Source organism: Bacteroides sp. AF39-11AC, assembly GCF_003474285.1.
Classification (GTDB): domain Bacteria; phylum Bacteroidota; class Bacteroidia; order Bacteroidales; family Bacteroidaceae; genus Bacteroides.
This window is the reverse complement of sequence record NZ_QROH01000012.1, coordinates 1-16,753: the sequence shown is the minus strand read 5'-3', so window position 1 is coordinate 16,753 and position 16,753 is coordinate 1. Positions and strand designations below refer to the sequence as shown.

At 42.7% G+C, this 16,753-nt stretch carries 12 protein-coding genes; 1 reads left to right on the top strand and 11 read right to left on the bottom strand.

Annotated elements, in window-relative coordinates:
• Positions 1 to 5: 5 nt before the first annotated feature.
• The 6 genes from DW036_RS22335 to epsC all read right to left on the bottom strand — a co-directional run bounded on the left by DW036_RS22335 (position 6) and on the right by epsC (position 7,529).
• On the bottom strand, positions 6 to 479 hold the full coding sequence (locus DW036_RS22335; protein WP_118466265.1) for a YqaA family protein: 474 nt from the start codon (positions 477 to 479) through the stop codon (positions 6 to 8).
• On the bottom strand, positions 464 to 1,462 hold the full coding sequence (locus tag DW036_RS22330) for a hypothetical protein (RefSeq protein ID WP_187374671.1): 999 nt from the start codon (positions 1,460 to 1,462) through the stop codon (positions 464 to 466). The genes DW036_RS22335 and DW036_RS22330 overlap by 16 nt, the downstream gene beginning before the upstream one ends.
• 48 nt (positions 1,463 to 1,510) lie before the next feature.
• Positions 1,511 to 2,785 carry a phosphoribosylamine--glycine ligase gene (gene purD, locus DW036_RS22325; RefSeq protein ID WP_118466263.1) on the bottom strand — a complete coding sequence of 425 codons (1,275 nt, stop codon included), beginning with the start codon at positions 2,783 to 2,785 and terminating at the stop codon, positions 1,511 to 1,513.
• A 37-nt stretch (positions 2,786 to 2,822) separates the two neighbouring features.
• Positions 2,823 to 4,973: a DPP IV N-terminal domain-containing protein gene (locus DW036_RS22320; protein ID WP_118466352.1), complete on the bottom strand. Its 2,151-nt coding sequence runs from the start codon at positions 4,971 to 4,973 to the stop codon at positions 2,823 to 2,825.
• A gap of 15 nt (positions 4,974 to 4,988) precedes the next feature.
• Positions 4,989 to 6,500, bottom strand: coding sequence for a class I SAM-dependent RNA methyltransferase (locus tag DW036_RS22315; protein ID WP_118466262.1), 1,512 nt, complete (start codon positions 6,498 to 6,500; stop codon positions 4,989 to 4,991).
• Between the two features lie 129 nt (positions 6,501 to 6,629).
• On the bottom strand, positions 6,630 to 7,529 hold the full coding sequence (gene epsC, locus DW036_RS22310) for a serine O-acetyltransferase EpsC (RefSeq protein WP_118466261.1): 900 nt from the start codon (positions 7,527 to 7,529) through the stop codon (positions 6,630 to 6,632).
• 163 nt (positions 7,530 to 7,692) lie between these two features.
• Between epsC and cysK the strand changes: the two genes are divergently transcribed.
• Complete coding sequence (cysK, locus tag DW036_RS22305) at positions 7,693 to 8,640, top strand: cysteine synthase A (RefSeq protein WP_118466260.1); 948 nt, start codon at positions 7,693 to 7,695, stop codon at positions 8,638 to 8,640.
• A gap of 456 nt (positions 8,641 to 9,096) precedes the next feature.
• Here the strand turns inward: cysK and DW036_RS22300 are convergent, their stop codons facing one another.
• The 5 genes from DW036_RS22300 to DW036_RS22285 form a co-directional block, all read right to left on the bottom strand.
• Entirely contained in the window at positions 9,097 to 9,528 is a 432-nt protein-coding gene (locus DW036_RS22300) for a hypothetical protein (RefSeq protein ID WP_147401533.1), read from the bottom strand.
• 1 nt (position 9,529) lies between these two features.
• Positions 9,530 to 12,745, bottom strand: a complete 3,216-nt coding sequence (locus DW036_RS26115) for an RHS repeat-associated core domain-containing protein (RefSeq protein ID WP_222850737.1) — start codon at positions 12,743 to 12,745, stop codon at positions 9,530 to 9,532.
• A gap of 7 nt (positions 12,746 to 12,752) precedes the next feature.
• Entirely contained in the window at positions 12,753 to 16,037 is a 3,285-nt protein-coding gene (locus tag DW036_RS22290) for a hypothetical protein (protein WP_118466258.1), read from the bottom strand.
• A 119-nt stretch (positions 16,038 to 16,156) separates the two neighbouring features.
• Positions 16,157 to 16,252: a smalltalk protein gene (locus DW036_RS25665; RefSeq protein WP_158585981.1), complete on the bottom strand. Its 96-nt coding sequence runs from the start codon at positions 16,250 to 16,252 to the stop codon at positions 16,157 to 16,159.
• Positions 16,253 to 16,315: 63 nt separating this feature from the next.
• Positions 16,316 to 16,753, bottom strand: a 438-nt coding sequence (locus tag DW036_RS22285) for an N-acetylmuramoyl-L-alanine amidase (protein WP_233560521.1), incomplete at its 5' end; no start/stop codon positions are given.

Genomic DNA, 16,753 nt, shown 5'->3' with positions numbered 1-16,753 from the left:
AACTCTTAAAACATTGATATTACTCCTTGCAATGCCAACAGCATCAGGATGTATCGCACCAGCTTTCCGGCAAACATGGATGAGGTAGTCAACCACACATTGCTGCGCATGAAGCCCAGTGCTATGGCTATTGCCTCGCCCACAAAAGGCAGGAATGCAAAGAAAGCCATCAGAGCACCTTTTCCTTGCAGGAAAGCTTGCATCTTGTCTACTTTCTCCTTTTTTACTTTAAAATATTTCTCTATCCAGTCTATCTTACCCAAACGCCCCATGTAGTAGCACGTCATACCGCCTATTGTGTTCCCCAATGTAGCAGAGAGGACACACATGGCAGGATTCAACCCCACTTTTACCAGTGCTATCATTACCAGTTCCGAACTGAACGGAATGATGCTTCCCGCCAGTAAAGCGGAGATGAAAAGTCCGAAATAGCCCCAGTCTATCAGGAGTTGAACCAGTGAATCTATAAAAGCGTCCATATATTAAATCCGAATAAAAGTACAAGCCCTGCGAGGGCACAAATGAAAAACACATTGGAAGCCCGACTTTTCGTCAACACCACAAAATGTCCCGTCAGGATACTGACACCTATCAGCAGCAGAGGCAGGAGATGAATCGTCAGTATCGGTTGTAGCAGGATATAGATAAAGATGTAGAAGCTCAGAAAAATAAGAAAATGCAGATAACTGCGGGTACGTATCTTATCTTCGTAACCTGCCACCAGACAGTGGATGGAACTGACCAGGTATAATACGAACAGATAGCCCAATGTAGCTATTTCCCACAAGGGGAAGTCCCATAGATTGATAGGGTGGAATTTTGCCAGTTCGATGAAAGGCTGGTAAAATAAGTCCATTTCATCGTAGAAGTAAGCATGCCCCAATAGAAACCAGTAGGGTAAAGCCCAACCGGCCAAACTGCCGAAAAAGCTCTTTGGAGTGAGTGCCTGGAAACCGTATGCACCTATCCAGTAGAGGGGGATAAACAGTGTCAGTTGCGGGAAGAACAGACTGCCCAACCCGATAAAGAGGAACGAATAGAACATGGTGCCTGCCGGACGGGGATGTTGGTAGCCCTTGAACAGGAAGAACAGGGATATAAGAAATGCTATCGAGGCAAAGTCTCCGGCATAAACTGGATGCAGGGCCGGACAAACGGATATAAACAGGAAATAAATGGCCGTTTGTACAGATGCCCGCATGCGGATGATGGCAAAAGTATTGTTTAGTTCTATCAGGAAGTAACCGACGACGCCATAGAAGATGAAACTTAAAGGTGTACTTGCCCATGCCGGAATATATCCATCTATGATAGTATCCCACAGGGGATAACTACTTTTTATTACCGGAACTTCAGGCAATAGAATAGAGGTCAGTATCCAGCAGAATAATGACAAGAGGATGGCAGCGGGCAGTGTGAAACGTCCCGCTGTGATCTGGTTCTGTAGTCGTTTACTTCGTATCATATAAGAATGTGGTAATGTGATGTCTTACCACTCTATCACTTTTATTTAAAGGTCGAAGCCAATATCGCGGCGGAAATACTTCTTGTCGAATTGAATCATTTCCGCAACTTTATAACTCTTGGCAAGGGCTTCTTCTTTGGTTTCACCATACGAACATACGGCAATCACGCGTCCGCCGTTTGTTACCACCTGGCCGTCTTTCATTGCTGTTCCGGCATGGAAGAGAATACTGTCTGTAGCGGCAGCTGCTTCAAATCCGGTCATTACCTTGCCTTTCTCGTAAGCTTCGGGATATCCGCCACTGACGAGCATGACGCAAGCAGCCGTACGCGGGTCCATTGTCAATGTCTTTGTATCGAGGTTCACATCGCGTACACCTTCCAGAAGTTCTACGAAGTCGCTCTGTACACGCAGCATGACACTTTCTGTTTCGGGGTCGCCCATGCGGACATTATATTCTATGACCATCGGTTCGTCTTTCACACGGATCAGTCCGAGGAAGATGAATCCTTTATAAAGGATGTCTTCTTCTTGCAGTCCGCGGATGGTGGGCTCAATGATACGGGTACGCACTTTTTCCATAAACACCTCGTCGGCAAAAGGAACGGGAGTCACACTTCCCATACCACCGGTATTCAAGCCTTTGTCACCTTCACCGATGCGTTTGTAATCTTTGGCAACGGGCAGAACTTTATAGTTCTTGCTGTCTGTCAGCACAAATACGGAGCACTCGATGCCGCTGAGGAATTCTTCGATAACTACCGTGGCACTGGCCTGACCGAACATGCCACCGAGCATTTCTTTCAGTTCCTTTTTGGCTTCTTCGAGTGTAGGAAGGATCAGTACGCCTTTTCCTGCGCAAAGACCGTCGGCTTTCAGTACATAGGGTGCTTCAAGGGTTTCAAGGAAAGCGAGTCCTTCTTCCAGATTCCCGGCATTGATGCTTTTGTAGCGGGCGGTGGGGATGCCATGGCGCTCCATGAAACCCTTGGCAAACTCCTTGCTACCTTCCAACTGGGCACCCTTGGCAGTAGGGCCGATGATGGCGATATGTTGTGTGGCGGCGTCTCCGGTAAAGCTGTCGTAGATGCCTTCTACCAACGGATCTTCGGGACCTACCACGATCATGTCTACTTTTTCTTTCAGGGCGAAAGCTTTCAGGGCAGGGAAGTCGGTAGCTTTGATAGCTACATTCTCGCCTACTGCACCGGTACCGGCATTACCGGGGGCGATAAAAAGTTTCTCTACTTTCGGACTTTGGGCTATTTTCCATGCCAGAGCGTGCTCGCGGCCGCCGCTTCCTAATAATAATATCTTCATCTTTATATTTCGTTTAATTTATTGCTTCTATTTTATTCTATAAATTGTCTTCAAAATATCTTGTTATCTTCTCATGCAGATGTACTCGGTCACGTCCTATGACATTGTGCTTATGCGTGGGATAGATGAATAAATCGGGATACGTACGTGCATCCACACAGGCTTTTATGAACGAAAGTGTGTGTTGTGGCACACAGGTATCGTCATGGTCGTCATGAATCAACAATAGATGTCCTTTCAGGTTGCCTGCCAGATTCTTCAGGTTGCATTGTTCGTAACCTTCCGGATTGCTTTGCGGTGTATCCATGTAGCGTTCTCCGTACATGATTTCATAATATCCCCAGTCAATAACCGGACCGCCTGCAACACCTACTTTGAATATCTCCGGATAGCGGAGCATCAGGGCCGTAGTCATGTGTCCGCCAAAGCTCCATCCGTGTACACCGATGCGGTTGCCGTCTACGTAAGGCAGGCTTTTCAGGAATTCTACACCTTTCACCTGGTCTTTTCCTTCTTCGATGCCGAGATGGCGGAAGGTGACGTTTTCAAATTCAAGACCACGGTTATCGCTTCCGCGGTTATCGAGGGTGAACATGATATAACCTTTGTTTGCCATGTAGATGTCCCAGCCGCGTGCACCGTTTTGCCAGCCACCGGTGACCATCTGTGCGTGCGGACCGCCGTATACATAGATGATAGTGGGGTATTTCTTGTTCGGATCGAAGTCAGCAGGCTTTATGATGCGGTAATAAAGATCGGTCACACCGTCGGCAGCCTTGATGGTGCCTACTTCGATACTTGGCATGCTGAAATCCTGATACGGATTCTCTGCTGTCAGCAGATTGATGCTTTTAAAAGTTTTAGTGTTGATAATGTCTATTTTACGAGGGATATCAGGGGTTGAATAGTTGTCAATGATGTATGTGCCCGATGCGCTGAGCTCTCCTTTGTGAACACCTTCAGTTGTAGTATTGATATTGAAAGGCAGACTACGCTTTCCGCTGGTTATGCTGACTGCAAAGTTGCTGCTTCCCAGTGCATCTACGGCATTGAATATAACTTCTTTTCTCTGAGTATTGAATCCTAAGATATCACTTACCAACCATTTCCCTTCTGTGAGTTGCTTAATCAGTTTACCGTCTGTGCCGTAGAGATACAGGTGGTTGAAACCGTCGCGCTGGCTCTGATAGATAAACTTGCTGCTATCCCATGGCAGGAATACGATGGGATGCTGAGGCTCTACATATTTGGGATGCGTCTCTTCAAAGAGAGTACCCATCAATTCACCTGTTTCTGCATTGTATTGACAGAGCTTGGCATGGTTCTGGTCGCGGTTCAATTCTATAAGATAGAGGCTTTTGGCATCCGGGGCCCAGCTGATATTAGTAAAGTAACGGTCGGTGGGATCTCCCGCATTCAGATAAATCGTTTTCTGAGTTTCGGGATTGTAGATGCCTACGGTTACTTTATGGCTTGTCATTCCTGCCATGGGGTAGCGCACGTTGTTCGGTTCGCCTACCCGTGCAGTGATGTCTACCAACGGATACTGTGTTACCATACTTTCGTCCATGCGGTAGAAAGCAAGCAGGTCACCCTTCGGGCTCCAATAGGTTCCTTTGCTGATGCCGAACTCGTTGCGGTGTACGCTTTGTCCGCATACGATGCCTTCGGGTTCGTTGGTTACGGCGTGGCTATTTACGTACAGATTATTATCCTGGGTATAAGCCACGTTACCGCTTGCAATATTGTAATCTTTGTTGGCTGCTTTTTCGGGCAGAGCTTGTTTGCTGATGATTTTATCGGCTTTCCAGTCGTAAACAACGTAGTTTTTGGGCAGAGAGATAAGCAGTTGTGTTTTTTCGGCCCAAGGTAGGGTTACCTGATGTAAATGATTCAACTTACCCAGCTTTTCCTGTTCCAGTGCCTGATTGATTTTCTCACGCGTCAGGAGTAGTGTTTCTTTTCCTGTCTTCGGGTTTACTGCAAACAAGGAGTCTATTCCGGGCTTGATGCACGTATCTCCCCACCATTGCAGTCCGTACAGGTTTTCAGCAAAGCGATACGTTTCTCCGCCGGGAATCAGGTCTTCCAGCGTCGGTTTCTTTAAATCTTGTGCCATAACATTTGTTGTGAAGAGAGCGGACGATGCCAATAGTACCACTCCCATCCATTTACTGATTATCTTCATATCCATAATCTTTTGTTATTCTTCCTTCTTTCCGAACTCCCTTCTTTTTCTTTCCGGATAAGATGTTCCTTTCGGTTTACGGTCTCCGTCGAACTCTCTTCTTTCGCGCGGTCTAAACTCTTTTCCACCGTCGCGACGTTCCCTGTCGAATGGTTTTCTTTCTCGGTCTCCATCCTTGCGGAACTCTCTTGGCTTGAATTCTCTCGGTTTGTCATCTCTGGCCCTGAACTCTCCCGGTTTGCGAGGTTCTCTCGGTTTAAACTCCCGTCCCTCTCTCGGCTTAAACTCCCGCGGTTCTCTGGGTTTGAAGTCTCTTCCTTCTTTCGGTTTGAAGCCGGATTCCTTGGAGGCCTCTCCTTCTTCGCCCTCGCCTTCCTGTTTCTTGAATTCTTTATATTTTCCGTCGAAAATCTCATATTTACGGAATTCACATTCCAATGCACCGTTGAACAAAGGTGTCTTGACGGTCGGTTTCAGTCCTATCTGATCGAAGCATTCTTCGCGGTAAGAGAGCACCCATGCTGTATTTCCGATGAAAGCATGTTTCAAACGTTCACCTATCATCTGATACAAGCCCAACAAGTTATTGGTAGAGATACGTTCTCCATAAGGCGGGTTGGTGATGATCATTGATTTCTCCGCGGGCTGCCCAAATTGCTGGAACGGCTGTAACTTCAAGACAATATCTTTTGATACACCTGCCGCCTTCACATTGTGTGTAGCTATTTCATTAGCTTGCGGGTTATTGTCGTAACCATATATCTTATGCGTAAATTCACATTCCTGACTATCGTCATTGTAAATCATGTCGAACAAATCCTGATCGAAGTCATTCCACTTCTCAAAAGCAAATTCCTTGCGGAATACCCCCGGAGCAATGTTGCGTGCAATCAGTGCCGCTTCAATGGGTATTGTACCCGAACCACACATCGGGTCTATCAAGTCACATTCCCCTTTCCATCCTGTCATCAATATCATTCCGGCAGCCAGTACTTCGTTTAGTGGAGCCTCTACTGCTTCCTGGCGATACCCGCGGCGGTGCAGTGACTCGCCCGATGAGTCGAGAGAGAGCGTACAAGTGGTCTGTGCAATGTGTATATTCAGCAATACATCCGGTTTGTTGATACGTACGGACGGGCGTTTGTTAAACTTATCACGGAAATAGTCCACAATGGCATCCTTCACTTTATACGATACGAACTTGGAGTGGCGGAACTCTTCGCTGAATACAACGGCATCTACGGCAAAGGTTTTTTCTACATTCAGGATCTCTTCCCAGCAGATAGCTTTGATTTGGTCATATACTTCATCGGCGTTCTTGGCAGTGAAGCTCTTGATTGGTTTTAGGATACGGATTGCTGTACGCAGGCAGAAGTTTGCTTTGTACATCATTTCCTTGTCTCCACTGAAAGACACCATGCGTCGGCCTATTTCTATGTCGTTTGCCCCTAATGCAGTCAGTTCTTGTGCCAGTACTTCTTCCAGTCCTTGGAAGGTTTTGGCAATCATTTGAAATTGTTCGCTCATTTATTTAATAACTGTTTGACTATACTTTTTATATTGATTCTCTCTATGTTTGGCAAATTATTGCATCTATATATTCAATGTGCTGTATCTATATATCCAGCGTCACTCCGAAAATTATCTGTTATAGATTTATTTCTTGGCTTTTGTTTGCACGATTCTCGCTCCTGGCGGCACATTTTCCGTTACCCAGATATTACCACCTACTGTGGCACCCTGCCCGATGGTGATGCGTCCCAGAATGGTGGCGTTGGAATAGACGATAACATTGTCTTCCAATATCGGATGGCGTGGAATACCTTTGATCGGTTTGCCGTCTGCATCCAGCGGGAAACTCTTGGCACCAAGCGTCACTCCCTGATACAGTTTCACATTATTACCGATGATGCATGTCTCACCAATCACCACACCTGTTCCGTGGTCTATGGTGAAGTGGCTGCCGATGACGGCACCCGGGTGGATATCTATTCCCGTTTCGCTATGGGCCATTTCGGTGATAATGCGGGGAATGAGAGGAACACCGAGCCTCAGCAATTCGTGCGCAATGCGGTAGTTGCTGATGGCGCGTATGGCCGGGTAGCAACTGATTACTTCTCCGAAACTATGTGCAGCAGGGTCGCCATTGTAGGCAGCCGCTACATCCGTAGCCAGTACACGGCGCATTTCTGGCAGGTGACTGATAAACTTGGCGGCAATCAGCGCAGCTTCCTCGCGTTGAAGTTCAGTACAGCAGCTGCATTCGCCGTCGCCGGTAAAGCAAAGACCTGCAAGCACTTGCTCGGTCAGTAAGTCGAACAAACGTTCTACGTTTACTCCGATGTGGTACTTTACGGTACGACTGTTGACTGTGGAATTACCGAAATAACCGGGGAAAAGTATGGCACGCGACAGCTCTACGATGTTATGCAACGCTTTGGCCGAAGGCAATGGATTACCGTCCGTGTGCTGATGAAACAGTCCTCTGTAAGACGAACTTTCCGATAGTTCATCGACTGCCTGTGTCAAAATGTGAGTAAAGTTCAATGGACTCATTGGGATATCCTTTTATAATAAGGTGGGCACAAAGGTAACTATTCTCAGCGAAAATCCCTCATTTATAGTATGAAAATCCCACAAATATGGTATTTCTTGTGAACCGTTATCCCGCTATCTTTGTACTTTATAAAGAAGAGTATAAATTAAAACCCAATAAGTTATGAAAAAGATAGCAAAACAGCTCACTGATCTTGTGGGCAACACTCCCTTACTGGAGCTGAGTAATTACAATAAAGCGAAAGGTTTAAAAGCCCGTCTGATCGTGAAACTGGAGTCATTTAACCCTGCCGGAAGTGTGAAAGACCGCGTGGCATTGGCGATGATTGAAGATGCGGAAGCTTCCGGTTTGCTGAAACCCGGAGCCACTATTATAGAACCTACCAGTGGAAACACCGGAATTGGGCTTGCATTTGTAGCTGCTGCAAAAGGTTATAAGCTGATTCTTACGATGCCCGACACCATGAGTGTAGAACGCCGTAACCTGCTGAAAGCCCTTGGTGCCGAACTGGTGCTTACACCGGGTGCCAATGGTATGAAGGGTGCCATAGCCCGTGCTGAAGAACTGAAAGCTGCTACTCCGGGTGCGGTGATTCTTCAGCAGTTTGATAACCCTGCAAACCCTGCTATGCACGAACGTACTACAGGACAGGAAATCTGGAGGGATACGGAAGGTGTTGTTGATATTTTTGTAGCCGGTGTCGGTACCGGTGGAACCGTTAGTGGTGTAGGTGCCGCCCTGAAGAAACATAATCCCGCTGTGAAAGTAGTGGCAGTGGAACCTACTGACTCTCCTGTGCTTTCGGGAGGTGCACCAGGAGCACATAAGATACAGGGAATCGGTGCCGGTTTTGTTCCTAAGAACTACAATCCGGCGGTAGTAGATGAAATCCTACAGGTAACGAATGATGATGCTATTCGTGCGGGCCGTGAATTGGCTAAATTAGAAGGTTTGTTGGTGGGAATTTCGTCCGGAGCAGCAGTCAGTGCAGCTACCCGTCTGGCACTTCTTCCTGAAAATGCCGGGAAAACAATCGTTGCATTATTGCCGGATACGGGCGAACGCTATCTTTCGACGTTGCTGTATGCGTTCGAAGAATATCCGCTGTAAGATGCCTGATGGAATCTTTTAATGGAAATCTGTTGGATATTTGTTTTCGGACTTCGGAGTGAAGAAGTATTCTGATTGAAAATGTCGTATAGACTGAATTTGGAATGGTATAGATAAATATTTCTTTTATGCCCTTTAGAAGTGCCTGTGGCCCTACTTTGGTAGGGCTACACCTTTTGCTCCGGATGGCTACACCATTTTGCGGTGATGGCTACACCTTTAGGGCAAAAGGGTGTAGCCCTGCTGGAGGGATGGTTATGGAAGGTAGAATGAGGTGATTGTTATTTGACAAAGAAAGGACGAGCTTGTATATTTGATAGAATCATCTCTATGCTAGAAAAAATGGTGAAAAATCCCTGTTCCTAAACATTCTATATTCAGAAACAGGGATACATAAGGTTAGTGCATTAAAAGATTCTAATATTTAATTGATGAAGGAAAGCGCACTGTAGCAAACTACCAAGGAATAGCAGTATTATTTCGATGATAAATGTCCATAGCTTCTTTTATATAAGAAAGCTTTTCTAAATCTGTGAAACAGTGATTGTTCTTCTCAAAAAAAGAGAATATAGATTTTAATGTTTGATATAAATCGGTATGACAATCTAAAAATGTTTTTCCTTGTTTATCTAATAGTAATAGATATGTATAACTATGTGATGCATATGCTCCTATTCGATATATTCCACAAATATCAGAACATTTTAATTCATCTGACTTTATTAACTCATAAGCATAATAAGAACATCTATCTCCTTCCTGTATTTCACCAGTACTAATGAGAAAATCCCTTATTTCTTTATTCTCAAAATCTTGTCCGAACAGATTATTACCTATTGGAATAATCAGTATAAATAGTATCGTTGTAAATTTTATCATATCTGTCATCTTAGAATTTATTATGCTGATTGAATAATTCATTCAATACATTTGTTTCAGCTTCATTTGGAGTTTTTTCAATATCATGTGATGTCTTATTTACTACATTTTCTTTGCTTTCTTTTATATTCTGTTCATCGGTGGCATGTACAGATTCGTGTGTAGCAACCGCTCCTATAGCCTCATCATTATTTTTTGTTGATACTTTGTATTTTTTAGCCTTAGGAGTGTTTGCATTGGTAAACTCATTCAATGTTCCTTCAAAGATAATAATATCAACAGACTTTAGTTTATCAGCAACAAAATGTTTCTGAGAGGTTCCTAGTCTATATTTTTTTCTATTCTTATCTTTTTCTATTTTACTCTCTGAACTAATGCTTAAAGTTATATCATGATCCGCATTGACCATTTTTTCAAACTGGATTGTTCCAGTTCGAGTTTGCATCATCGCGTTACCAATTCGTTGAGCATCTTGAGATGCAGTTTTGGTCCACCCTCCATCTTTTGTATATATGATATTCCCCTTAGTATCAACTATCTTTCTACCATCTGTATCAATATAGCGTGCCGGGAGATTATTACAATACACGTATGGACTCACTCCATAGTATTTCTCCGCCAGCGGATCTACCACATGCCATCTCCCCAGTGCTGCATCATAATGTCTTGCCCCATAGTCATACCAATTCAATCCTTTTTTTGCGTCGAGTTCCTTACCATTGTACTTGTAAGGTTGTGTATTTCCTGTATTTGCAAATACACCCCCAAACGGGTAATAATGATTTGTTTCTTCCACGTTGCCATTTTGGTCTACGACTACCCGGTTATTTCCCTGATGATCTTTCAGATAATAGTGGTATTTATTATCATTCAAAGAAACGTATCCTTCTTCAGTTAACAACAGCTTTGCTGTATTGTTTTCATAGATCACATTGCCGCAGTAATCAGTAGTGGTAGTAACACTTCCTATCTTATGAACTGTGCGGAGTTTTGTCCCGTCTGCCCCATAAGTATAGGTAATGGTACTTTCATCTAAGAACTTAACCAAGCTTGGCAAATTTAAAAAATTATATTGGATTTCCTTTATATCTTTATTTAAATCTTTTGTCAAGTTTCCATTAGGGTCGTAATCGTATTCAATAGTAGCATTTGCTCCTTTTTTAAATTCAAAGCCATTATTATATGCCGTAGCCGTTGCTGCGTCACTTACTGTTTTTAATTGATTACCCTTTAATTCCAACGTAAGATTATCAACTAGACCATAGGCATTGGCCCCTGTTTGTCCATAGCGTTTTAATTTTTTAATGTTGCCATTCTTATCATACTCGGTAATCTGTTCTGTAAAACGATTCAGATTCGCGTTGATAGAGTTTCCCTCACCGTAAATTCCATCTGTCATACGGTTCAGTCCGTCATAGCTGAACTTATATCCCCGTGTGACATTGTCGGGTCCCTTCCAGGTCATGCTGCTGATATTTCCATTATAATAAGGTACACCCGGGCCATCTATATAATGTAGGTTCTGTGTAAAACCGCATCCTGAAATAGATGTAGTATATGATCTTAAATTATAGGTATAATCTACCGCCAGCGATGTGAGCCCATGTAGCTTATTGCGGCTGACACGATTCATTTCATCGTATTCTTTGCTTGATAAAGTGATCTGTGGCAAGATGATCTTGTCTATGGTCAGTTGATAAGTAGTGGTTATTAACCTCTCTCCGTGGTCGTAGTTATAGCCATATACTTCTGTAATGTTTTTACTACCTGCTATATGTATGTGCTTTCTTTTGGTAACTTTATTGCGGAAGTCATATTCATAGAAATTTTCTTCTTTCCCCTCAAGCGGATTATTCTCTTTAGACTGTACGATATTTCCACGATCATCATAATAGAATACTGTGAACATGTCTTTTCCTGAAGTTGTTCTTTTCATGCTACCTGTGAGCATTCCTTGATAACCTCCAGTGTATTGTACTCCATAGCTGTTTTGACTTTCGAAATCGTAGTTGTTGCTCAGATTGTTGTAAGCCTTAAATGTATACCCGTCATAGAAGTTTACATTTTCTACGATCGGGTCAGTAAGGGCGATTCCTTGTGGCTGATAACCATAGAAAGCGGAAGAAATTGCACTGCTTCCTTTCCATTCCGCATATATATCTTTGTTGGCAAGGTCTGTAGCGAAGGGATTGTGCGAAGCGTTGTAAAGTCCTATTACTGCATTGCGTCCCAGTTTATCAGGTAAGGTGAACAGCCATTTCCCTTGTTTACGCAAATTGCCGTCCTGTGTCAGAATTAGTCTGCTTCCATGGTCGTAGACATAGAGTGTCCAAGCTGCACCGGGTAGTTTCTTCCCAATGCAGTTCCCTCTTTTGTCATAGCAGTATAAGTAAGCATATTTCCATATTACTTCGTTGCTGTTGTTATAACTTCCTCCTGAAGTAAGCATATCGGTTATAATAGGAGGCAGCACTGCGGCGATATTTCCAAAATTATCATATACGTAATAAGTATCGTGATTGCTGTTTCCTAACTGTCGTGTCAATACAATTTGGCCCAATTTATCTTTGAATTCATGTGTTGTCTTATCGTCTTCGTCTTTTTTTACTGTTACATATAGTTCACCACTGACATAATCAGTGCCACGGGTGAGAGTTATAAGAGTATCATTAGAATAAGTAGCATTAATTCGGGGACAACTGAAAGTGCCACCATCATTTAGATTACGGGCATAATTAGTAGTTCTGAAATCGCCATAAAGCCTCCAATCTTCTGCAGGGTCTGCTTCTCTTACAATTCTCCCAAAAACACTCCTTTCATATTCATAACTTACACATGGGTCGGCATCATTAAAATAATTTCGTGCATCGTCTTCTAATCTGTCAAAATGTACATGTGCTCCATTATTACTCTCTATTACAGGTAAGGGAAGCCATTTTTGCCAGATGCGCCCATCTTGGTTATATTGGATATAGTTAACCAAATCTCGCGATTGCGAACTTCTTTTCCGTGAAACCGTTTCTTCCAACCGACCATATTTGTCGAAGTATTGTACAGTATATAGGCAACTGTTCGTATTTAGGTTGTTGGCATTGGTAGTGTTAGTCATAGGGGTGCGGGTCAAAATATAATTCTGGTTAGTACTTGGACTAATTTGTCCGTATGATACACTGCATTGTAGGAGCAGGAATAGCGAAATTGCTTTCTTTAATATATTGTTTCTCATAATGTTGTTATTTATTGTAGTAATGGTAGTCGTATTTTTCTATAATTTGTTTACTTCCATTCTTTTGGATATAGATTTCTGAAAGTCTTCCCGAAGAATCGTATGTATAGTAGGTGGTTAGATTGCGTGCATCTGTCACGCTGGTTATTCCTACTAAAGGTTTGTAAGTGAAAGTTGTGATGTGTGCATAGGGCAAACTATCTCTCAATCCATTAATAGATGATAGGTCACTTGTAGTTGGAACAGTTTTGTTACACAAATTACTAATGAAACCGGCAGAAAGCTTTTGCAATACTTGTTGATAGCTGGCATTCTTTATTTCTGCTATCGGATACATGCCATTGTAGCTCCATAAATAAACTACAGATGAACTTCTATCGGAAATTTGCATCGGTCTTCCCCACTGATTGTAGGAACTGAATTCCAGTTGTGGAGAAAATGCGTTTTGGTAATTGTTGGCAGGCAAGAGTGTTTTTGTCTCTATTATCTGTTCTTCTTTTGGCAGGAACATATTCAAAGTGTCTTTATATATAGTCTTCTTGCCCATTATTACATTCCCATTCTTTAAGGCAACTACTTCTACAGGAATGGATATTATATGCTTACCGACCATGGATTGACTGACCGCATCCGTTAAATCCGTGGAATAACTGATTTTTTTCATATAGCTATCTCCGCGTGAGGTGACGGATTCTGTTTTCAATTGCAGGTTGTTGTTATAAGTATATATTTTTTCCGTAATAATGTTCCCATTGTCCTCATTGTCGGTTATTTTTTCTTTAGTCTTATGAGGCCACGTAATGCGATATTTATATGGGTGTACATCTACACCACCTGAATTGAACATAAAGCCGTATATATTTTGCGAATAGATAGCTGAATAATCATACTCTATACGTTTCCCTTCTGTATTTCCTTTGCTGTAGCTGATATATTTAGGTAGGCCGTTATAATAATTTATCTCTGTAGGCAGGAAGGGGTAATCATCTGTCTGTTCTTCTTTTTCGTTGTAGAAACTATAAGTTGTTGACCCATCAATTGCTGATTCTTGAACACTGTCGTATCCGATTGAGTTGCCGTGCTTTAGTGTATACATTGGTATTGTTGGATCAGAGACTTGTATTATATAGCTTGTATTGCTGGGAGTTGCCGTGCCGTTAAGACAGCTGTAGCTCGCGGTATAAGAGACTGCAGGTTCTATTAACAGTTTGCCTATTGGGTAGGTAAAACTCCGGTCTTTCTCTCCTGAAATGTGTGATATTCTTAGTCCGCCTCCTGATACAGGCTCCTTGACTTGTGCAACAACCTTATCATATTCATAAGAAAATGCAAAACGCACATCTTTGGCAGGAGCAAATGCTTCGAAAATGTATGTTCCAGCAGCAAGACTTATGGTGCGTTGTGGAAAATCATATGAACAGTCATGTTGTAGTTCATCAGGTACAGGATAGGCAAGAATTATGTTATTGTTACCTGAGCTGTAAAGACGAGTGATGCGAAAGGTTGGATAATCTACATCGTTATTGTACATAATGTCCGGATCTGGCTTGCAGCCCCAATTTTCAGCCCATCCTCCCAATTTGAATGAAGTTACTGTTTCCAAAACAATTGTATCGCATTCGTATGGTGGGAATTGCCTGTCAATATCATCTTGGTAGTAATTATATACATTGAGACCTTCTTTCATGGTTTCAATGCTGGTACTGGTAGATGGACCATTAGGCCAGTATTGATTTGCTTCATAGGTGAGTTCTACAGTTTTATTGGTTGGGTAACGGATCGATTGCAGACTACCTATTTTCATAGAGTTTAGCTGAGAGTGTTTATTAGCACCTGCATATACTACATTATTATATTTGGCAGTACAGTAATAACTGCTATTTTGGCTTATACCGTTATAGTAGCCCCAATAATCCGTATTCTTAGAGTTCTTTGCGGGTAAATTGCCTTCATTATATGAAAACTTATAATTGAAAGTTGCATCGTTTGAGTCGGAGAGTTTACTCAATTTAAGTCGCTTGAATACGTGTTTATAGCTTCCTGTATAACTGTTATTGAAATAGTCATAATCAAACTGATAGCTTTTTATGCAGGTGTTGGTATTATCATAAATTCTTAGAGTGCTTAGTCTTTGTGGACTCGGAGAGGCACTTAGTCCTATCATATCTTCGCGGGAAGTGCAATTGAACTCAATGTGCCCGCTATTCCAAGAAATGCTTGATAGACGTAAATTATCAATGACTGTCTTGCTGCATGAATAGATAACATTATTACCAGGTCCGCAGAGCGAACCGGAAAAAGATGTCACATTGTATTTAACACAACTCTCTTGTACAGGTGCTTGATAAGATTCTGTTTCATAATTGAAAGTAATTATACGATTAGTTGAAGTTTTTATTTGAGATAAATACCAACTAGAGGTGTATGTCAGTGGACTATCATAAATACTGTTTAATGTACTTTCGTATTCGTCAAATTTTGTGGCATTACTTAAGTTGTAATTTAGTACACCTTGGCGTCCATAAGAACGGGTTGTTTCGTACTGATTGAATAGGTATTGCACTCCGTCGGGGGTAGTGAGCTTGAAGTATTTCTTTTTCGCTCCATCTGGTAGTACTTCTATTTTTATATTATCACTTTTATTGAAAAGAACAGAACCTCTTGATTTATCGAGTACAAACTTACCGCTTGCATTAGGTAAAGAGTAACTGAATATGTCTGGTTCTGAATCGATGAGGAGTGCTGATTTAGCAATTCCTTCGCCACCTACTGTTGTATAATATTGGCTGTCGTAAGGATTGTTGGCTTCAGGACCACTATAATATCCCTGGTTTATATTGCTTCCCGGTGGTGTTTGTTCCAGAAAATCATCAGCACACTTAATTGTTCTTGAAACAACCCCTCCTGCATTGAGTGCCCATCCTAATCCTACCCACGATGCCTCCTGGTTTACCCGAATACCTGAAGCGTGGTAACTTAAAGAGATCGGTAGTTTGTAGTTATCTATATTTATCTCATATAGTGGAATAGAAATATCAGGTACTCCTGTATAATGTGATACAGGATAATCGGCATATGTTGTCAGTGAACTGACCGTAGGTGATGAAGGAATGTAACTTGGCAGATTGCTCCGATAATCATCATTTAGACTTCTGAAACTGACCTTTGAGGGAATTACAGAATCTGGGCATATAGGAGTATTGGGAGGTTGAGCATTGGTTATCTGTGCAAAGATAGGTAGGACAATGAGTATTCCCAACACTATTGTTTTTTGAAATTGTAGTATATTCATAATGTTTATTTCTTTAATTGTATTTTTGAATTATTGTTAATGTTTTTTTTGACAACTCTCGGTAAGTTGCTTTTTATTTAAACTTACCGGGAGTTTTTTAAGAAGGGACATTGTCTTGTTTACAGCGTCATCGCATTCGCTCCCAACGCCCCCGCAATAGCCGAAGCCACCGCGATAACCACTTTCAGGATCATATCCCATACTGATTTCTTGATTGCCATAGTTTTACACCTCCTTTCGTGTTCTCTTTTTGAATGATTTCATGCTCTGAATAAGAATCAGAGTTCTTTTCCCACATCGAAGCACGGGCATACCTTTATCCACTCCTCCGGTTCCACCACTCCGTTCCCGTTCAGGTCCGGACTAAGGTCACGGTGTCCGCAGACATAGCTCTTTCTGAAGCGCTTCAACAGCTGGTGCACCAGCAGGCGGAGCGCACTTTTTTGTTCCGGCGTACGGGTATCTGCAGGATGTCCGTTGCAATCCAGTCCACCCTCATAGCAGATGCCTATCGAGTGGGCGTTGTGCCCTTTGGCATGTGCCCCTATCTGTTCCAGGGGGCGGGTGGGGACGACGGTGCCATCCCTGCGGATGTAGTAGTGATAACCGATGCCATGGAAGCCACGGCGGCGATGTTCTGATTCCAGATTCTCTGTGGTAAGGGCATGATCCGCCCTGGTGGCGCTACAATGCACCACAATTAAGTTGATACTTCT